The 20625-nt window shown below is 57.6% G+C and carries 18 protein-coding genes; 10 read left to right on the plus strand and 8 right to left on the minus strand.

The genetic code is table 11. From position 1 onward, the window contains the following. Positions 1-213 precede the first annotated feature (213 nt). The 4 genes from EE949_RS17365 to edd all read right to left on the minus strand — a co-directional run bounded on the left by EE949_RS17365 (position 214) and on the right by edd (position 5416). Positions 214-1620, minus strand: a complete 1407-nt coding sequence (locus EE949_RS17365) for an ATP-binding protein (RefSeq protein WP_122665574.1) — start codon at positions 1618-1620, stop codon at positions 214-216. A gap of 60 nt (positions 1621-1680) precedes the next feature. Further along, the gene (locus EE949_RS17370) at positions 1681-2418 is read right to left on the minus strand and encodes a response regulator (RefSeq protein WP_122665396.1); all 738 of its coding nucleotides are present in this window, start codon (positions 2416-2418) and stop codon (positions 1681-1683) included. A gap of 197 nt (positions 2419-2615) precedes the next feature. Next, positions 2616-3593 (minus strand): glucokinase, encoded by a 978-nt coding sequence (locus EE949_RS17375; protein WP_122665397.1) that lies wholly within the window; start codon positions 3591-3593, stop codon positions 2616-2618. Then, positions 3590-5416: a phosphogluconate dehydratase gene (edd, locus tag EE949_RS17380; RefSeq protein WP_122665398.1), complete on the minus strand. Its 1827-nt coding sequence runs from the start codon at positions 5414-5416 to the stop codon at positions 3590-3592. The genes EE949_RS17375 and edd overlap by 4 nt, the downstream gene beginning before the upstream one ends. A gap of 219 nt (positions 5417-5635) precedes the next feature. Here edd and gap point away from each other — a divergent pair, with 219 nt between their 5' ends. The 8 genes from gap (at position 5636) to EE949_RS17425 (ending at position 14705) form a co-directional block, all read left to right on the plus strand. Then, positions 5636-6637, plus strand: coding sequence for a type I glyceraldehyde-3-phosphate dehydrogenase (gap, locus tag EE949_RS17385; RefSeq protein ID WP_122665399.1), 1002 nt, complete (start codon positions 5636-5638; stop codon positions 6635-6637). Between the two features lie 297 nt (positions 6638-6934). Beyond that, positions 6935-7453, plus strand: a complete 519-nt coding sequence (locus tag EE949_RS17390) for an RNA polymerase sigma factor (protein WP_122665575.1) — start codon at positions 6935-6937, stop codon at positions 7451-7453. Positions 7454-7565: 112 nt separating this feature from the next. After that, positions 7566-8486: a FecR family protein gene (locus EE949_RS17395; protein ID WP_430735951.1), complete on the plus strand. Its 921-nt coding sequence runs from the start codon at positions 7566-7568 to the stop codon at positions 8484-8486. 120 nt (positions 8487-8606) lie between these two features. Next, a complete protein-coding gene (locus EE949_RS17400) occupies positions 8607-11216 on the plus strand; it encodes a TonB-dependent receptor (protein WP_122665400.1) in 2610 nt (869 codons plus the stop codon). 187 nt (positions 11217-11403) lie between these two features. Beyond that, the gene (locus tag EE949_RS17405; protein ID WP_122665401.1) at positions 11404-12018 is read left to right on the plus strand and encodes a biliverdin-producing heme oxygenase; all 615 of its coding nucleotides are present in this window, start codon (positions 11404-11406) and stop codon (positions 12016-12018) included. Then, positions 12015-12470 carry a YbaN family protein gene (locus tag EE949_RS17410; protein ID WP_122665402.1) on the plus strand — a complete coding sequence of 152 codons (456 nt, stop codon included), beginning with the start codon at positions 12015-12017 and terminating at the stop codon, positions 12468-12470. The genes EE949_RS17405 and EE949_RS17410 overlap by 4 nt, the downstream gene beginning before the upstream one ends. Positions 12471-12587: 117 nt before the next feature. Further along, complete coding sequence (locus tag EE949_RS17415) at positions 12588-12944, plus strand: DUF5064 family protein (protein ID WP_122665403.1); 357 nt, start codon at positions 12588-12590, stop codon at positions 12942-12944. Between the two features lie 252 nt (positions 12945-13196). Continuing rightward, a complete protein-coding gene (locus EE949_RS17425; RefSeq protein WP_122665404.1) occupies positions 13197-14705 on the plus strand; it encodes a sigma-54-dependent transcriptional regulator in 1509 nt (502 codons plus the stop codon). 6 nt (positions 14706-14711) lie between these two features. Here EE949_RS17425 and EE949_RS17430 read toward each other — a convergent pair whose 3' ends face one another. From EE949_RS17430 to EE949_RS17440, 3 genes are all read right to left on the minus strand, one after another. Then, positions 14712-15119 carry an NUDIX hydrolase gene (locus EE949_RS17430; protein WP_122665405.1) on the minus strand — a complete coding sequence of 136 codons (408 nt, stop codon included), beginning with the start codon at positions 15117-15119 and terminating at the stop codon, positions 14712-14714. Beyond that, on the minus strand, positions 15116-16207 hold the full coding sequence (gene ddlA, locus EE949_RS17435; protein ID WP_122665406.1) for a D-alanine--D-alanine ligase: 1092 nt from the start codon (positions 16205-16207) through the stop codon (positions 15116-15118). Before ddlA ends, EE949_RS17430 begins: the two co-directional genes overlap by 4 nt. 164 nt (positions 16208-16371) lie before the next feature. Beyond that, positions 16372-16653, minus strand: coding sequence for a type B 50S ribosomal protein L31 (locus EE949_RS17440; protein WP_122665407.1), 282 nt, complete (start codon positions 16651-16653; stop codon positions 16372-16374). Positions 16654-16847: 194 nt separating this feature from the next. On the opposite strand from EE949_RS17440, the gene EE949_RS17445 reads away from it, so the two are divergent. After that, the gene (locus tag EE949_RS17445; protein ID WP_122665408.1) at positions 16848-17213 is read left to right on the plus strand and encodes a hypothetical protein; all 366 of its coding nucleotides are present in this window, start codon (positions 16848-16850) and stop codon (positions 17211-17213) included. A gap of 222 nt (positions 17214-17435) precedes the next feature. Beyond that, the gene (locus EE949_RS17450; RefSeq protein ID WP_122665409.1) at positions 17436-19049 is read left to right on the plus strand and encodes an FMN-binding glutamate synthase family protein; all 1614 of its coding nucleotides are present in this window, start codon (positions 17436-17438) and stop codon (positions 19047-19049) included. Positions 19050-19070: 21 nt separating this feature from the next. On the opposite strand, the gene EE949_RS17455 is transcribed toward EE949_RS17450, so the two are convergent. Further along, positions 19071-20600 carry a glycosyltransferase family 39 protein gene (locus tag EE949_RS17455; protein WP_162874436.1) on the minus strand — a complete coding sequence of 510 codons (1530 nt, stop codon included), beginning with the start codon at positions 20598-20600 and terminating at the stop codon, positions 19071-19073. Positions 20601-20625: the final 25 nt, after the last annotated feature.

Below are 20625 nucleotides of genomic sequence, written 5' to 3' on the forward strand. Positions count from 1 at the left end.
ACAGGATGGTTACATTGGAAATATGGACAGAAACCCTGCGGGAGATTCTATGCTGGCCTGCAAATACAATACCCGTGGGAGCGAATTCATTCGCGAAGAGGCCGGTACATCCGCAGCCTGTGCATCGCCTGGAGTACCGCCTTCCCGAATGAATTCGGTCCCACACGTCCAGAATTGGGTTTCCAATTTCCCACGAGGATTCCGCGGCGTCAGTCATTCCACCGTGCGCGGTAAATACAACGTTACCCGTAGGCCGCCACCGCGCAGGTTTTGCAGGCTTACTTCGCCGCCGTGGCTGTGGGCGATGTTGCGGGCAATGCCCAGGCCAAGGCCGTAACCTTGCTGCTGATTGCCCGCGAGCCGGAAGTGCGGTTCGAAGACCCGTTCCAGACGCTGCTCCGGTACGCCCGGCCCCTCATCGTCCACGTGCAGAACGAACGCCTGAACGTTGTCTTCGATTTTGAGATGGGCCCGGGTGCCGTATTTGAGGGCGTTGTCGATCAGGTTGCCGATACAGCGCTTGAGCGCCAGCGGCTTGCCGGGGTAAGGCGCCAGCGCTTTGCCTTCCTGCGTAGCGTTGCCATTACCGTAAGGCAGCAGGTAAGGCTCCACCAGGCAATCGAGCACATGATTGAGGTCCACGGCCTCGATGTTCTCGTGAATATCGGTGTCCTTGACGCACTGCAGCGCGCCTTTGACCAACAGCTCCAGCTCATCGAGATCGCGGGTGAATTTGGCTTGCAGCGCTTCGTCTTCAAGCAGCTCTACCCGCAGGCGCAGACGGGTGATCGGGGTGCGCAAGTCGTGGGAGATAGCGCTGAACAACTGACCACGCTCGGTTAAATACCGACTGATGCGGGTGCGCATCGCACTGAAGGCCCGGCTGACTTCCACCACCTCACTGGCGCCCCCTTCGACATCCGGCTCGACATCCGCTCCCAATGACATGTCTCTCGCCGCACGCGCCAGACGCTTGAGCGGACGACTTTGCCAATGCACCAACAGGCCAATGAACAACAGCAGAAAACCGCTGGTGAGGGCAATAAACCAGACCTGCTGCAGCGGCAAGTCCTGCTCTTCAAGCGTGGTGTAGGGCTCAGGCAACAGCGACGCGATGTATAACCACTCCCCCGCCGCGAGCTCGATCTGCGTGACCAGGACCGGCGGATTCACCGGTTCCAGAGTCAGGGCGTAATGCGCCCAGGAGCGAGGTAATTCGTCGAGTTTCAGGCCGCTGTTGAAGATGCGCAAATCCTCCGGGCGCACGAACCACACCGCGATGGCCGGATCGGTACCCAGATGCTGACGCAGTACTTCATCGACAGCAGTCAGCACTGCCTGTTTGCGCGGCGTGGCATCGAGCACCTGCATGTCCAGCGGACGGTCATTGAGGGACACGACAAAACGAGTGCCGCCCATGCTGCGTAGCTGGTCAAGCACCAACGGGCGGTACGCCAGAGGCAAGGACCGAAAGTAACTGACGCTGGCCGCCATGGAGTGGGCCAGGCTGCGCGCACTGGTCACCAACCCTTCCATTTGCGTCGCACGTAATTGCGACAACCAGATGACACTGGACAGCGCCTGAGCAAGCAACACCGCCAGCAGGGTCAACAGCAACATGCGCCCGAGGAGGGAGCGCGGCAACGGCAACGAGCGTTTTGGTGCGTCGTAGATCAACACTCAGTAACCACTGTTGGCTTGGCAGATCACGTTCGCCGCCAGCAGATAACCACTGCCACGTACGGTACGGATAAGCCGCGGTGACTTGCCAGTGTCACGCAAACGCTGACGCAACCGACTGACCGCCATATCGACGATTCGCTCAAGCGGCATCAACTCGCGACCCCGCGTCGCATTGCCGATGGTGTCACGATCAAGGATCTGCTGTGGGTTATCGAGGAACAGTTTGAGCAGCGCAAAGTCAGCGCCGGACAGAATCACTTCTTCGCCGTCACTGTGGAAGAGCCTGTGACTGACCATGTCCAGCCGCCATTCATCGAAGGTCAGCACATCGCCACCGACGCGTTCCTGACCGAACTGGGCGCGCCGCAACAGGGCTTTGATACGCGCGACCAGCTCCCGCGGGCTGAAAGGTTTACCCAGATAGTCATCGGCACCCAATTCAAGGCCGATAACGCGGTCTGCCTCATCGGAACTGGCGGTGAGCATGATGATGGGGACATGGGGGTAGCGAACGTGCTGACGCACCCAACGGCAGAGACTGAAACCGTCTTCGTCGGGCAGCATCACATCGAGAATCAACAGATCGCCTGGCTCTTCAGTGAAAGCCTGACGGAAACCCGCGCCATCGCCGACGGCGCGCACCTGAAAACCGGAACGGCTCAAGTAGGTTTGCAGCAACTCACGAATCTCCTGGTCATCATCGACCAGCAGGATCGATTTACTGACTGAGCTCACTGGGGTCGTCCTTGTTGCTATGGATCGTTATTGTTAGGGGTGGAACTGAAATCTTACTCACATCCTGAACTGTGGGAGCGGTGCTTGCCCGCGATAAGGCTGGACGCGATTCACCCTGGATCGCGGTGTCCTTATCGCGGGCAAGCACCGCTCCCACAGGAACTGCATTCCAACTTGAGAGCTATATTGCCCCGCAGCTACAGTTCTACCGCGCGCTCTTCGCCAAATGCTTGCTGCAACGCAACACCTGCGCCCATGAGGCCCGGATACTCGGCAGTCACCAGCCACACCGGGATGCCGTTGAAATAATCGCTCATCACACCTTTTTCCGCGAAGGCGCGCTTGAAACCGCTGCTCATGAAAAACTCGATAAACCGCGGTACCACACCACCGACGATGTACACCCCACCGCGACCGCCGACGGTGAGCACGTTGTTGCCCGCGACACGCCCGAGAAACACACAGAACTGTTCGAGCACCGCTGCCGCAACCGGATCGCCCGCCACAGCCGCAGAGGTAATGGCGGCCGGAGACTTGAGCACCGGTTCGATGTCATCCAGCGCACAGCTGACCTGATACAACCCCAGCAGACCTGCGCCACTGAGCACGGTTTCCGCGCTGACATGTTCGTGCTCGGCCATCAGGCGCATCCACAACATGGCTTCACGCGCGTTGCCGATCGGCAGATCAACATGTCCGCCCTCGCCCGGTAAAGCCATCCAGTGATTGACGCCGACACTGAGCAAGGTACCAACCCCCAGCCCTGTACCGGGCCCGACCACCACACGCGGGCGATCCGGCTCGCTGATACCGTGACAAACCGTCAGGTATTCGTCATCTGCCAGACGCGTCATGCCCAGCGCCATGGCACTGAAGTCATTGATCAGCAGCAGGTCATCAACTTTGAGGTTGGCGCAGAACGCCGATTTGCTGAGCTTCCAGTGGCTGTTGGTGAACTCGAACTCATCACCATCCACAGGCCCCGCGACCGCCAGACATACAGAGCCCACATCACCCCGTTGCAGCTCCAGATCCTGAAGATAGACCTCAACGGCCTTCTCCGGACTGGCGTAGTCGATGGTCGGGAATACCCGGATCGAATGCAGCTTGTCGTCTTCCCAAATGGCAAAACGTGCATTGGTACCGCCAATATCACCGACCAGGGCCAACTTCACTTAAGCGTCTCCAGATTCGAGGTAAAGGCGCTGGCGCCCTGCTCGGCGGAGCTGAAGGCCATGCGCATGAAACCGAACAACTCGCGACCGCAGCCGACCGCGTTATCCAGGTGACCTACCGCAGGTTCTCTGGCGGCCAATTCTGCCGGTTCGATCAGAACTTGCAAGGTCCCTTTTACCCCATCAACGCGAATGATGTCGCCGTCGCGAACCAGTGCCAAAGGGCCACCACTATAGGCCTCAGGGCAGACATGTATGGCTGCCGGGATCTTTCCCGACGCGCCGGACATGCGTCCATCAGTCACCAGCGCGACCTTGAAACCGCGATCCTGAAGCACCCCGAGAAATGGTGTCATTTTGTGTAACTCGGGCATCCCGTTGGAACGCGGCCCCTGGAAGCGCATGACGGCGACGAAATCACATTCCAGCTCACCGGCCTTGAACGCGTCAGCCAGATCCTGCTGATCATGAAAAACCCGTGCAGGTGCCTGAACAACCTGATGCTCCAGCGCGACGGCCGAAACCTTCATCACACCGCGGCCCAGGTTACCTTCCATCACACGCAGGCCACCCTCAGGCGAGAACGCTTTGGCGACAGGACGCAGGATGTTTTCATCGAGGCTCTCAATCGGACCTTCGCGCCATACCAGCTTGCCATCTTCCAGGAACGGCTCCTGGGTGTAACGACTCAGGCCGCGACCCAGCACCGTGTTGACGTCTTCGTGGAGCAGACCGGCTTCCAGCAATTCACGGATCAGGAATGACATGCCGCCAGCGGCCTGGAAGTGGTTGATATCGGCTTTGCCGTTGGGATAGACGTGGGTCAGGGTCGGCACGACTTCGGACAGGTCAGCCATGTCTTGCCAGGTCAGTTGAATACCTGCAGCTTGAGCGATGGCTGGCATGTGCAGCGTGTGGTTAGTCGAACCGCCCGTGGCATGCAGGGCGACAATCGAGTTGACCAGCGAGCGCTCGTCGACGATTTCGCCGATAGGCATGAAGTTGCCGCTCTGCATGGTCATGCGCGTGACCTGCTGCGCAGCCTCAAGGGTCAGCGCATCACGCAGCGGCGTGTAAGGGTTGACGAACGAAGAGCCGGGCAAGTGCAGACCCATGACTTCCATCAGCAACTGATTGGTATTGGCTGTGCCGTAGAAGGTGCAGGTGCCTGGGCCGTGGTAGGACTTCATCTCCGAATCCAGCAGTTCCTCGCGAGTGGCCTTGCCTTCGGCGTAGCGCTGGCGGACATCGGCTTTCTCCTTGTTGGAGATGCCGGAAACCATAGGGCCGCCCGGAATGAAAATCATCGGCAGATGACCGAAACGCAGTGCGCCCATCATCAGGCCCGGCACGATCTTGTCGCAGACGCCCAGCATCAAGGCGGCGTCGAACATGTTGTGGGAAAGCGCAACCGCCGTGGACATGGCAATCACTTCGCGGCTGGCGATGCCGATTTCCATGCCGGGTTCACCTTGAGTGACACCATCGCACATGGCGGGTACGCCACCGGCAAACTGACCGACCGAACCAATGTCACGTAAAGCCTGTTTGATCTGGTTCGGGAAATGCTCGTAGGGCTGATGCGCCGAGAGCATGTCATTGTAGGAGGACACGATGGCAACGTTAGCCGCGTTCATCATGCGCAGGTTGTTTTTATCTTCAGGACCGCAAGCCGCTACGCCATGAGCGAAATTGGCGCATTGCAGCTTGCCGCGCATCGGGCCGTCGCTGGCGGCACCTCGAATCAGTTGCAGATAGCGCTGCCGGGTTTCGCGACTACGGGCTATCAGCCGCTCGGTTACTTCAAGGATGCGGGGATGCATGTGCTGAACTCCAGGCTAACGTATGTGGTCACCCGTTTCAGACCTTGCAGATATCGAGGCTATCGCCTTGGCTGTAAAAGCTTGATCTCGATCAACTGTTTTGGCCTTACAGGCTTCTCGTTGTAGATAAAACAAAATATTGCCACTAAAAAGGCTTGTTTTCTATTTCTATGCGAATAATCTTGTAATTCCAACAACAAATTCAGAAAGGACGGCTGTATGACTCTTCGTATTGCAATCAATGGTTTTGGCCGCATCGGCCGCAACGTCCTGCGAGCACTGTATACCCAAGGCTACCGCCAAGACCTGCAGGTCGTCGCCATCAATGATTTGGGCGACAGTGAGATGAACGCTCACCTGCTGCGTTTCGACACGGTTCACGGGCCTTTTTCCGGCACTGTCGAGTGTGACAGCGAGAGCCTGACGGTCAATGGTGACCGTATTGCGGTCAGCGCCATTCGCAACCCTGCCGAGCTGCCCTGGAAAGCCCAGAACATTGATGTGGTATTCGAATGCACCGGCTTGTTCACTAGCCGCGACAAAGCTGCTGCACACCTGACTGCCGGTGCTCGCAAGGTGATTATCTCGGCCCCGGCTCAAGGTGCCGACGCGACCATCGTCTATGGCGTGAACCACGACACCCTGCGCCAATCGCATCAAATCATTTCCAGCGCATCCTGCACGACCAACTGTCTGGCGCCGGTCGCACAGGTACTGCACCGCGAACTGGGCATCGAAAGCGGCTTGATGACCACTATTCATGCGTACACCAACGATCAGAATCTGATCGACGTTTACCACACCGATCCGTACCGCGCACGGTCGGCAACCCAGTCGATGATCCCGAGCAAGACCGGTGCTGCTGAAGCGGTAGGCCTTGTTCTGCCAGAGCTGGCAGGCAAGCTGACCGGGATGGCGGTACGGGTTCCTGTGATCAACGTGTCTCTGGTGGACCTGACCGTGCAACTCACTCGCGAAGCTACTGCCGAGCAAGTGAACGCGCTGATGAAAGAAGCCAGCCAGCACTCGAAAGTGCTGGGCTATAACACCCTGCCGCTGGTTTCGCACGACTTCAACCACAATCCGTTGTCGTCAATTTTCGATGCCAATCACACCAAAGTCAGCGGCAAGTTGCTCAAAGTCCTTGCCTGGTATGACAACGAATGGGCGTTCTCCAACCGGATGCTGGACAACTGCCTGGCGCTGCATAACGCAGAGTGAAGCTCTGAGTTTGAGGAACCATCATTCCTGAGTCGGGACGGATCTCTTTGTAGGAGTGAGCTTGCTCGCGATGGCGTCAGCACAGCCGATATGAACATCGACTGACAGACCGAATCGCGAGCAAGCTCGCTCCTACAGGTCCGGTGCTCGCTACGCGAGAGCGATGTGTCAGGGACACCGGGGCACTCCCACAGGGAGTTCACTCTTCCTAAAGACAACAACAGCAAACACCCCTTGACCAAACAAGAGGATGAGAAGCATTATCATCCACTGCTTTTTTGGTCGAGTACTCTTCTGGTGAGTCAATCGCGTTTAAACGAAGTATTTGTCTCTCACAGACCTGTTCTGCTGCGCACCCTGCAGCGGATCGTCAGCAATCACAGCACTGCAGAAGACCTGCTTCAGGAAACCTACCTACGCGTGACCGGTGCACTGAGCAACCGGGCAATCGAGCATCTTGAGCCGTTCATTTTTCAGACCGCCCGCAACCTGGCGCTGGATCATTTGCGTGCCCGGCGTGTGCGAGAACGTACGCTGGCCGAGGACGCGACGACGGCCGATATGGAAAACGTCAGCGCTCCCGTGACGTCGTTAGAAGACGCAACCCATGCACGGCGCATGGTCGAAGGCCTGAGCAAAAGTCTTGCTACGCTGACGTCGCGCCAACAACAGATTTTCAGTCTCAGCCGTCTGCAGGGCCTCAGCTATGTGGAGATTGCAGAGCAACTCGGCGTATCTGCGAGCACCGTGCAGAAGGAGCTGAAACTGATCATGGCGATCTGCGTCGCTGTTGCCACAAGACTTGACCACCCTTGAGTGATGCAGCAGGCTGCGGCAAATCCGGCACTGGCCGACGATCGACAAGAACAACCGAGGACTTCTCGTGAAGGATCCTGACCTCCATCGCGCGCGCACTGTCGCTGAAGAGATGCTGAGCGACCGCGTGATGGATCAAGCCTTGAGCTGGCTGATCGAACTGGACGGCAGCGACGAACAGCAGCAGGCCCGTTTCCAGAACTGGCTGATGGCGGACCCTGCCCATCGGGAAGCGTTTAACAAAGTCCAGGCTATCTGGCACTCACAACCGGTCACCCAGGCAGCCGTGGAGCTGGCTGCGATCAGACCCTCGCGCTGGCGCCGCCTGCGTCCCCACTGGATCAAGCTGGGCACCGCCGCCGTGTTGTTGATCGGCCTGTTCAGCTTCAGCAATCTGGGGCTGCGCCTGCAAGCGGATCACCTGACCGTGGTGGGTGAGCGCCAACGCCTGCAACTGGATGACGGCTCGAAGGTGTTGCTCAACACAAACTCCGCCTTCTCCAGCAAAGCCACTGACACCAATCAGGTTGCCAAGCTGCTGCAGGGTGAGGCGTTCTTCGAAGTGCCGGCCAGTCAGGGACAACCACTGGAGGTGCTTGCCGGGGCGGTCAGCATGCGCGCAAGCGGTAGCGCTTTCGCCGTGCGCTACCTGAATGGCATCGCGCAAATCCAGGTACAGCGCGGTGCGCTGGACGTCCGTGCTCCGCAGAGTAACGAGGCAGTCAAGCTTGCTGGCGGCGACAGTATCCGTGTGGGCCCTGAGGGTTTCAGTCATCGGCAAAAGCTTGATCAAACCACAGACCTGGCTTGGGTTCAGGGCCGACTGGTGTTTGATAATTGTCCGTTGGGTGAGGTGCTTGCCGAGCTGCGGCGCTATTACCCTGGCTGGATCATCAACACCAACAGCAAGCTGGAAAGCGTTGCCGTGACCGGAAACTACCGCCTGGACAACCCAATGGAAGTGGTTCGTTCACTGGCACATATCACCGCCGCACAGATGCATGAGCTGCCCGCACTGGTCATCCTCAACTAAACGAATTTATTTTTACTCGATAGCTATCCGTCGCGCGTCTCGTCTTAGCCAATGCAACTGATTCGTATTAGCGTCAGTCGCAAAAAACTAAAAAGATTGCAACACGGAGCCCCATCGACAATGCGCAATCCCGCCACGCCTAACGCGTCCCGCACCGCCGGGCTGCAAAAGTCTGCCCTATCGCTGCTGACCCTTGCGGTGCTATCCGCCGCAGGATGGTCCGGTGCACTGCACGCAGCCACCCCCGGCGAATCCGAGGCCGCGACGGCGCCGACTCGAACTGCCGGGGTTTACGCCTTCAACATTGCGCAGCAGCCATTGGCTTCGGCACTCAATGAGTTCAGCCGCGTCACGGGTTGGCAAGTGGGCGTTTCTGCAGAGCTGGCAAACAACGTCACCTCTCCGGGGGCTCACGGTTCACTCACACCTGCCAATGCACTGGAGAAACTGCTGGCGGGTTCTAGCCTGAGCTACCGAGCCATGAGCAACAACAATGTGGTGCTGGAAAAGCGTAGCGCCGGGGTTGTCGCACTGGACCAGATCACAGTGAGTGCAACCCGTCAGGCACAGGATATTGCGTCCGTTCCCAACACCGTTTCAGTACACGAACGTGCCGAACTCGACCGCCAGAACGTGAACACCATTCGCGATCTGGTGCGTTACGAGCCAGGCGTTTCGGTAGGCGGTGCGGGTCAGCGCTCGGGCACCACCGGCTATAACATTCGCGGTATCGACGGTAACAGGATCCTGACTCAGGTGGATGGCGTCGAAGTGCCGGACAACTATTTCTCCGGCCCCTATGCGAACACCCATCGTAACTACGTCGATCCGGAAATCGTCAAGCGTGTTGAGATTCTTCGTGGCCCTGCCTCCGCGCTCTACGGCAGCAGCGCCATTGGCGGCGCTGTGAGCTACTACACCCTCGATGCCAATGACATCATCAAGGACGGCAAGGATGTCGGTGCTCGTCTCAAAACCGGCTACAGCTCGGCTGATGAAAGCTGGCTGACGTCTGGCACTATTGCCGCGCGCCAGGGCGACTTCGACGGCCTGCTGCACCTCAGCCAGCGCAACGGCCACGAAATCGAGTCTTACGGCAGCACTGGTGGCACCGGGCTGGAACGCACCGAAGCCAACCCGGAAGATGCGCGCACCACCAATATCCTGGCCAAGCTGGGCTGGAACTATGACGAAGGTGCACGCCTGGGCCTGACCTACGAAAAGTACAAGGATGACCGTGATACTGACCAACAGAGCGCTGTAGGCGGGCTGTTCACTGGTGGTGCAGGCACCGGATTGAACTTTTACCGTGGACGCACCGGGAACGACACCATCACCCGCGAGCGGTTTGGTCTGGAAAACAGTTTCGAGCTCAATACCCTGTTGGCGGATAACGTCAAATGGAGCCTGAACTATCAGATTGCCAAGACCGACCAGACGACGCTCGAGCGCTACTTCCCGATCTCCCGGGATGTGTGGCGCTCTCGAGAAACCACTTACAAAGAACGTCAGTGGATTCTCGATGCTCAACTGGACAAAGCGTTCAGTATTGGCGATACGGATCACCTGCTGACCTACGGCACCACCCTCAAGCAGCAGAAAGTCACCGGCCAGCGCAGCGGGGGTGAAGTCTGTGCATCGACGGCGGGTTTTGGTACGTGCAGGGCGGTCGGCCAGGTACTGCCTCAAAACACACTGGCCCCGTCCAGTGACTTCCCGGACCCCACTATCAATACCTACAGCGTGTTTGCACAGGACGAAATCCGCTGGAACGACTGGACCTTCATGCCAGGCGCACGCTACGACTACACCCGCCTGGACCCGCACATCACTCAGGCATTTCTCAACACGGTGGGTGAGGATCGGAACAGCGTCAGTGACGAAAGCCAAAAATGGCATCGAGTGTCGCCCAAGATGGGGGTGACCTATGCATTCAATGATCAATACACGTGGTACGGCCAATATGCGGAAGGCTTCCGCACACCGAGCGCCAAAGCGCTTTACGGGCGCTTCGAAAACCTGCAAAGCGGTTACACCGTAGAACCCAACCCTGATCTGGAGCCGGAAAAGAGCAAGAGCTATGAAACCGGATTGCGCGGTCGCTTTGAAGCTGGCTCCTTCGACGTTGCGGTGTTTTACAACAAATACCGCGACTTCATCGATGAAGACCAGATTCAGCCAGGCACTGCAACCGGAGCGACTTTCCGGGCGAACAACATCGCTCACGCGACTATCAAGGGCATTGAGCTCAAGGGTCGCCTGAACCTCGATACGTTTGGAGCACCTGAAGGTCTCTATACCCAAAGCGCCATTAGCTACCTGTACGGCCGTAACAACGACAGTGGTGAACCGCTCAATAGCATCAATCCACTGACAGGTGTGTTCGGTCTGGGCTATGAACAGGATAACTACGGTGGGCTGCTCAGCTGGACGCTGGTCAAACGCAAGAACCGTGTGAGTGACGTTGATTTCAATGAACCAGACGGTTCATCGAGCCAGTTCAAGACTCCGGGTTTTGGTGTTCTTGATCTCAGCGGTTATTACAAAGTCACCAACGATGTGACCGTGAATGCCGGACTGTACAACCTCGCCGACAAAAAATACTGGCTATGGGACGACGTGCGCGGCTACGACAGCGCTGGAGAAGCAGCCGTCACCTCCCCGGCCAACCTTGATCGTCTGACTCAGCCCGGCCGCAACTTCAGCGTCAACGTGGTCTGGGATATCTGATTAAGCAATGCCCCCACGGACTTCACGTCGTGGGACCGGCTTGAGCCGGGAAGAGGCCCTTACAGTCACAGAAAATGATTCGTCGGGTATACCGCTTTCCCGGCTAAAGCCGGTCTCACGATTTTTACGCTTCAAACGTCTGTCATTCGTCTATTCAACATCCCCTCCATTTTCCAAGGAAGACCCTATGAGCACCGAGCAGAACCGCCCTGCCCTGCGTTCCCAGCGCCTTAATCAGATCACCCATGCGCCCCATGAGCGGCTCGACAAGGCTGTAAAAGCCAATGCGCCTTTCGAAACGCTGGAAAGCTACAAACGCTTTGTGGTCGCCCAGTACCTGTTTCAGGCTGAGCTGCAGGGTCTGTACAACGACCCCGAGCTGAAGCAAGTTATCCCTGACCTGCCTGCTCGTTGCCGTGCGGAGCAGGCCAAGGCTGACCTTGCAGATCTGAATACCGCAATCCCTGAAACAATCGACGGTGCCGTCAGCCAACCGGGCAAGGCTGAGGCGTTGGGCTGGCTGTTCGTGTCCGAAGGCTCGAAGCTGGGAGCGGCTTTTCTGATCAAGCGTGCCGTTGCGCTGAACCTGAGCGAAAACTTTGGTGCCCGGCATCTGAGCGAGCCTGCCGGTGGCCGCGCCGAAGGCTGGAAAAGCTTTATCAGAACGCTGGACGGACTGAATTTCACAGAGCAGGAGGAAGCCGAAGCAGATAAAGGCGCACTCGCAGCCTTCGAACGCTTCAATGTGCTGTTGCAGCACGCCTATGCTCACGCACCAAAGGCAGAGCTGGTTCAAGCATGAAAAAACGCCCGGTGCTGTTAAGCTGGCCGGGCTTTCTGAACCTGCCTGTAGTGACTATGACCTCCAAACCACCCGGTTCGCGACTCTCTCGCCTTCTGTTCGGCCTCCTCGCCTATACCAGCCTTGGTATAGGCATCGCGGCTATTTTCATTCCGGGCCTGCCCACCACCGAGTTCATATTGCTGGCGGCGTGGGCGGCGACCAAAAGCTCGCCGCGCCTGAGTGCCTGGCTGGAAAATCATAAGTTGTTCGGGCCAATCCTGAGCAATTGGCGCAACGGTCGCCGGGTGACGCGCAATGCCAAAGTCAGCGCCACCATCAGCATGCTGGTCTGTGCGGGCCTGATGCTGTACCTGATGCACGGCTGGCCGGTCTATGCCGCCATTGGCGGTATGTTGCTGGGCAACCTGTGGATCTGGTCGCGACCAGAGCCCGTCAGCGACGCCTCCTGATCCACGTCATGCCCCTGTCACTCACGATGGTCTAAGGTTGAGGCTCGACTCCCACCGAACGTCAATAGACTCAAAGGGTCTACCGGTACACTCACTGAGCAACCAAGGGGCACTGACATGTTCGAACCAGGCCATTTGCATATCACCCGTGCACCGCTGCAAGCATCGGATTTCGGCTACGACATTCATATCCGCTATGAAGTCAGCGAGAACCCCGAGGAAGGCAAATGCATGCACTTCTCCATGCAAGGCGAGGTTGCTGGCAATACGTTTGAAGATGAGTTCGAACTGCCGCGAGATCTAGCCTGCAATTTTGCCCATAACGCCAACCAGGTTGCCGTCAAACATGGCATGCCGCACATTGCCGTGCTGCCGCTGGCGATGCATGAAGAATACGACCGTATGTTCAAGGATGTACGCGACAAACTGGGCCTTGAGCCAGGCGAGCCTGTAAAGCCGGAGCATTTGGTTTGAAATAGTGCGCTGAGGCACTGTTGGAGCGAGGCTTGCCCGCGAAGAACGATAATGCGGTGCATCTGCCCTACCGCGTCGGCTGATTCGCGGGCAAGCCTCGCTCCAACGGAACGCTGTGAAAAGGCGGTCTACGGTAGGCAACTATGGCTGTTCAAATGACAGTTACCCCGCCAGACTCATTCCGATTGAGCGTTCCCCCCCGCTTTTGCTGGCATAATCGCCCACTTCTTCACCCAGAACCTTTAACGCCTCATGCGTATCCACGTCAGCTTCATCGACCGCGTCGGTATCACTCAGGAAGTCCTCGCCATTCTGGGTGGGCGTAATCTGAATCTGGATGCGGTGGAAATGGTCCCGCCCAACGTTTACATCGACGCCCCCACCCTCAGCCATCAGGTGCTGGAAGAACTCAAGGACGCGCTGTTTCGGGTTCGCGGAGTCGAAGCCATTACCGTGGTCGATATCCTTCCCGGTCAGCGCCGCCATCTGCAACTCGATGCATTGCTGGCGGCCATGACGGATCCGGTTCTGGCTCTGGACAGCGCCGGGCATGTATTGCTCGCCAACCCGGCATTAATCGCGCTGATCGGTCGCGAACCCGCCGGTGAGCCGGTGGCTGAGCTGTTTAGCGACCCTGGTTTGCACAGCGCACTGTTGGAAAACGGTTTCCGCCTGCCGCTGCGTGAAGTCACCCTCAACGGCGAAGCCCTGCTGCTGGATGCGACACCGATTACTGACGCCGGCGCGTTGCTCACGCTTTATCAGCCAAGCCGGATAGGTGAACGCCTGTCGGCATTGCATCACGACCACGCAGAAGGCTTCGACGCACTCCTGGGTGAGTCACCCGCAATTCGAACTTTGAAAGCCCGTGCACAACGGGTTGCTGCACTGGATGCGCCGCTATTGATCCAGGGTGAAACCGGTACCGGCAAAGAGCTGGTGGCCCGCGCCTGCCACGCCACCAGCACGCGGCACAGCGCGCCCTTTCTGGCTCTCAACTGTGCTGCTCTGCCGGAAAACCTCGCCGAGAGTGAGCTGTTCGGTTACGCCCCTGGCGCGTTCACCGGCGCGCAACGGGGTGGGAAACCGGGCCTGATGGAACTGGCCAACCATGGCACAGTGTTTCTCGATGAAATTGGCGAGATGTCACCCTACCTGCAAGCCAAGCTGCTGCGGTTTCTCAATGACGGAAGTTTCAGGCGTGTCGGCGGCGACAAGGAAGTGAAGGTCAATGTGCGCATCCTCAGCGCCACCCATCGCAACCTGGAAAAAATGGTCAGCGAAGGCAGCTTCCGGGAAGACCTGTTCTACCGTTTGAACGTACTCAATCTGGAAGTACCACCACTGCGCGATCGCGGCCAGGACATTCTGCTGCTGGCGCGCTATTTCATGGAACAGGCCTGCGCGCAGATTCAGCGCCCGGTTTGCCGCCTTGCCAACAGCACTTATCCGGCACTGCTCGGCAACCGCTGGCCGGGCAATGTGCGTCAGTTACAGAACGTGATTTTCCGCGCCGCGGCCATCAGTGACAGCAATCTGGTGGACATCGGTGATCTGGATATCGCCGGAACTGCAGTTGCCGGAGACAATGAAGGCGAAGTGAGCAGCCTGGAGCAGGCCGTCGATAGCTTCGAAAAAGCCTTGCTGGAGAAGCTCTATGCCGACTATCCATCAACCCGGCAACTGGCGGCGCGCCTACAGACCTCGCACACCGCCATTGCCCATCGCTTGCGTAAATACGGGATTACCGGGAAAGCCTGATCACTATCAGGCTTGGGCGAACATGCCTCGGTAAATCGGCAGAATCGTGTCCCTGGTCAGCGGTGCCAGATTCAGCTCCGGATGGCTCTGGGCACTGATCCACACGACCTCTTCGATCTCTGCAGCGGGCACTACATCGACCTTGATACGCACTTCAAACAACTCGCAGCGCACCTCGTAGCCTGGCTCGTTGGCGGCAGGCGCCGCGAATGAGCCCAGATACCCGGCGCTGGCAGGATCGATATGCAACCCGAGTTCTTCCTCAAGTTCACGCGCCAAAGCGTGCGCAGCAGACTCGCCCGCGTCAATCTTGCCACCTGGCTGCATGAATGCCTGGGTACCCCGTTTGCGCACCAGCAACGTGCGCCCGTCTTCCCCGATCAATAACGCCGCAGCGATGTGAATCAGCTTCATGCAAATATCTCGGTCTTGAGGTGCCTGGCTTCCTCGGCGCGCTCCAGAGCCAGCTCGATCAGACGGTCAATCAAGCCTGAATAAGACAACTGGGTAGCCTGCCACAACTTGGGGTACATGCTGATAGAGGTGAAACCGGGAATCGTGTTCACTTCATTGATGATGATGTCCCGAGCCTCGGTGACAAAGAAGTCCACACGCGCCAGCCCCGCGCAACCGAGTACCTGATACGCGCGTAATGCAACGGCGCGGACCTCATCGCTCACATCGGACGCCAGCTCGGCTGGGATTGCGATACGCGCCTGATCACCGTTCAGGTACTTGGTGTCGTAGGCATAGAACTCGTCGTTGGCAATCACTTCACCACAGACACTGACTTGCGGCTGACGGTTGCCGAGCACTGCGCATTCCACTTCGCGGCCAACGATGCCCTTTTCGATCAGAACCTTGTGATCGTATTCGAAAGCCAGTGCCAAAGCCGCGCTATAACTGGCTTCGTCGGTCACCTTGCTGACGCCCACCGAAGAGCCCTGACTCGCCGGCTTTACGAATATCGGCAAGCCAAGCTGAGCGACTACGGAGGCATACGCCACTGACTCCCCGTGACTGACCACCACGAACGGCGCAACAGCAATACCGGCGTCACGCAGCAGGCGCTTGGTCACGTCTTTATCCATACACGCAGCAGATGCGAGTACATCAGGGCCGACAAAAGGAATGGCCAGCAGACGCAGGAGGCCCTGCAACGAACCGTCCTCACCGAATGCTCCGTGAATCAACGGGAAAACAACGTCTATGCGCGGCAGCTCGATGCCCGACTCCACGTCAACGAACTGCCCGTCAGTACTACCCGGCAGCAAAGACAACCGCTTACCTGAAGCACTGAGGCTGATCTTCGCCGGGTCACTGGCATTCAGCAGGTAATCGCTCTCATCGAAGTGCAGCCAGCGGCCCGACTTGTCGATGCCGATCAGCGTCAGATCGTGGGCGCTACGATCGATCGCGTTGATCACGTTCCTCGCTGACTGCAGCGAGACTTCGTGCTCGCTGGATTGTCCGCCGAAGAGGATGGCGACTGATTTTTTCAAAGCGACAACTCCTGATTTTCAGGCCGCAGAGTCAAAAGCAAATTTGCCCGTTAGTCCAGTGGCGATGCGTGCAGGTGGTCGTCGAAATCAAATAAAAGGCAAAAAAAATCTCGCGGCATGGATGATCAGGTTCTGATCGTCCATGCCGCGAGACCGACACTGCATCATTCAGCGGCTGCAGTGTCTTTTTTTGCACCGGAGCCAAACGTGGCAAAGCGCTTGTTGAAGCCCGCGATCCGGCCTTCTGTCGTCGTTTTACGTTGTTGCCCGGTGTACATCGGGTGAGAAGCGCTGGACACATCGAGCGCCACGTAGGGATAGGTTTCGCCGTCACTGTGTTTTTGCGTGCGGTCAGTGTCGACGGTCGAACCGATCAGGAAGTAAACATCAGCCGCAGTGTCGTGGAACAGCACTTGACGGTATTGAGGATGGATATCAGGTTTCATGATGCCTCCAGAGCGTGATGATAAGATGGTTACAACATAACATATCACTCATTTGAGACCCAAATCGATTGTCGTGACTTGCATCATTCGTGAACTTGATTAGGCCGACGCTTGCCGCTAAGGTTCGCCCCGCCGTTGCAGGATCAGCGGCCCGGGACTGGGCTCCTGGCGTATTGGCCGGATGGAAACAAGCCATGTCTCAACCAGATCACTACCAAATCTCCCTCCATGCCTATAGCCGCCTGATCGAAGCAAGGGATTCGCTGCGTCTGCTAGACGGCTATGTCAACAAGACTGACGTGCTGTGCAATCCATCCATGCTGGTCGGCTACGTGTCGATGCTGCAAAGCGCGCTGCAGGAAGTGATCGCCGCCAGCACGCCTTCAGAACCCCGTGAAGCGTTCATGCATAAAGCGGATGAATTGGGCTTCGTCGCGCTCAACCCTAAAGAGCGGACGTTGATCGAGCACCTGCGCTGGACAAGCCTCGAAGGACGCGAAGATGTCTACGAAATGGCCGGACGCATCCGCCATATCAAGCCTTGGGTGCTAGAGGATTGAATTCAGCTACGCTGCCGTTCGATCCCTGTCATTGAGCTATTCTCAATCCGGCCGATAGCCTTTCAGAACGAAGCACCTGCTTTGCCGAAGCCGCTTTCGGGTGGTTGAAGCATCGAGCCTTCTTGAGGCACTGCGTGAGCATCTCCCCCCGGAACAGTGCCGTGCCGGAAACACCCCAAAAAAATCAGATCGAAAACCACCGTCATTAGCCCAGGAAACCGTATGAGTCTGTCGATTCTCAGTCGTTACGCCTTCTTCGTTGGTTGCGTGCTTTTTACCTTGTTCAGCTTGCCGTTCTGGCATCACGAGTGGCTATGGCCTTTCACGCTGCTGACCGGCGTGCTGTCAGTAGTGGGGATAATCGACCTGTTGCAGTCGCCCCACTCGGTGCGACGCAACTACCCGGTTCTCGGTAATATTCGCTACGCCGTAGAGGCTATTCGCCCGGAGATCCGCCAGTACCTGCTGGAATCCGACAGCGATGCCCTGCCCTTCTCCCGGGCACAACGCTCGCTGGTCTACTCACGAGCCAAGAACGAGTCGGCAGACAGACCCTTCGGCACCCTGATTGATGTGTACCAGACCGGCTTCGAGTTCATCAGCCACTCCATGCGCCCCGCGCCACTTAGCGACCCCAATGCCTTTCGGGTGATCGTCGGTGGACCGCAATGCACCCAGCCTTATTCAGCCTCGATCTTTAATATCTCGGCCATGAGCTTTGGTTCGCTCAGCGCCAATGCCATCCGCGCCTTGAATCAGGGCGCGAAGCTCGGCAATTTTGCCCATGACACCGGTGAGGGCAGCATCAGCCCCTACCACCGCGAGCACGGCGGCGACCTGACATGGGAGTTGGGCAGCGGTTATTTTGGTTGCAGGACAGCCGACGGACGCTTCGATCCACAACGATTCGCCGAACAAGCCAAAGACCCGCAGGTGCGAATGATCGAGATCAAGATGAGCCAGGGCGCCAAACCGGGCCACGGCGGCATCCTGCCCAAGCACAAGGTCACCAAAGAAATCGCCGAAACCCGCGGCATTCTGATGGGTGAAGACTGCGTGTCGCCGTCCCGTCACAGCGCGTTCTCAACGCCGTGCGAACTGATGCAGTTCATTGCTCAACTGCGTGAGCTGTCGGGCGGCAAACCGGTAGGCTTCAAGTTCTGCCTTGGCCATCCATGGGAGTTCATGGGCATTGCCAAAGCCATGCTGGAAACCGGCATTCTGCCGGACTTCATTGTGGTCGACGGTACGGAAGGCGGCACCGGCGCAGCACCTGTGGAGTTCACCGACCACATGGGCGTACCTATGCGCGAAGGCTTGCTGTTTGTGCACAACACCCTCGTGGGTCTCAACCTGCGAGACAAGATCAAACTGGGTGCCAGTGGCAAAATCGTCAGCGCCTTCGATATCGCCAGCGTACTGGCCATCGGCGCAGACTGGGCCAACTCGGCGCGCGGCTTTATGTTCGCCATTGGCTGTATTCAGTCGCAGAGCTGCCACACCAACAAATGCCCTACCGGCGTCGCGACTCAAGACGCCCTGCGTCAGCGCGCACTGGTGGTGCCGGACAAGGCCCAACGGGTCTTCAACTTCCATCGCAACACGCTCAAAGGTCTGGCGGAAATGCTCGCCGCAGCAGGTCTGGATCACCCTTCGCAACTGGAAGCCAGACATCTGGTGAGGCGCATGTCAGCCACCGAAATCAAACTGTTCTCGCAGTCCCATGTGTTTCTGGAACCCGGACAGTTGCTGACCGGCGAAGTGGACGGCAGCTTTTATTCCAACATGTGGCAAATGGCGCGGGCGGACAGTTTTGAGCCCAACGCCATTGGGTGAAAGCGCGACAGTCTCTGTTGATCAGCGAAGCGACGGGGGCTCAAGCGTGTAGAGCGAAAGTGTAGTGTCGCCAACAGTCATGCAATCGACGAGGCGCCAATGGTCAGGAAAATCGGGCCTCGTTTGAGAATCTTCGTAAATAAACCAGACGCGGCGCGTGTCCACAGGGACTCGCCCCAAACTATCTATATAAAATGCCTTGCCGTCCTGATCCCACAGCGAGCCAGCTCGCACACTATCAGGACGCTCGCCGAACACATTAACCGGCATGAATAAAAGCGGTTTCGTATCGGTTTTATTGTAGTAAAGGGCACTTGGATAAAAGTTAAGACCATAGACCAGCACACGATCACCCGTCGCCCCGTGCGCGTTCACGTAAGCCGAGACTCTATCAATGCCACTTTCCTGACGTTGATACGGATTATTGATCTTGTATTGTCCGGCATAAACGTTACGCAGACCGCTCACCTGCACCCCCATCAGCACAATCAGGCAGACAATGCCGAGCCGACGGCGACGAGCGATCAGTTGGTCCAGGCCCAGCGCCAGCAGCAAGGGGAGCCCCATTGCTGCGAACAAAAAATAACGGGGCCAGAACAGCGCTACTTTGAAAGACACCAACGCGACCAGAAGAATGGGTGCGAACGTGTACAACGTCAGTAACGCGTTGAAACGGTAGTGACCAGGCTCCCGTTTCAGCAGCGCGACCGTCATCAACACGACTATGACAGGAGCACAAAAGTAGGCTACCAATGGCCTGTCCGAGGCGGGCTCAAGTGTCAGAAACAGCCAGATTTGTGAGACGACAGAGCGGACACTCATCTGAGGTATCCAGCCGACTGAATGCAAATGTGTCAACTGCATCAGTAACGCGGGCACCCACGGGAGGTAAAGAACAACCACTGCCAGATTAGCCATCCACCACCCAGGCCTGATTGCCAGTGACCGACCTCTTTCACAGACAGTAAGAAGGTATAACCAGTGGACGGCCAGACAGAGCCCGGCAAAATAATGCGTGTAGAAACCTAACGCCATAATCAACGCATAAACATACAGATACCTGTCGTGTCTGGAGTTTTTCACCCAATAGACCAGCGCCAGCGTCGAAGCAAGACAGAACAGAGCGACCAGCGCATACATGCGAGCCTCCTGACTGTATCGAACGGCAAAAGGCAAAAGCGCCGATAAAACTCCGGCCAGAATCGCAGCGCGCCGGGTAGCGATCACGCCGACAAGCCAAACGCTGACAGGCACCGTCAATACACCGGTCACCGCACTCATCAGGCGAACTGAGAAAACACCTTCGCCAAACAAAATCATCCAGACGTGCAGCAGAAAATAATAAAGAGGTGGATGTACATCGTTGGCGCTGTAGCGCCATATATCAGCAGGTGGCATTGCGCTTATCAGTACACTGTAGGCTTCATCAAACCAGATAGCAGAATGGGTAATGCCGTATAAACGAACAGCAACTGCGAGCGTCATGACAGGCAGGAGTTGATAATCACGGATCAGGAGAATGCCAAGCGCCAAGCGGGATGCGGACGACATAGAGCTCTCCTTCCGATCGCTATAA

Source organism: Pseudomonas viridiflava, assembly GCF_900602065.1.
Classification (GTDB): Bacteria; Pseudomonadota; Gammaproteobacteria; order Pseudomonadales; family Pseudomonadaceae; genus Aquipseudomonas.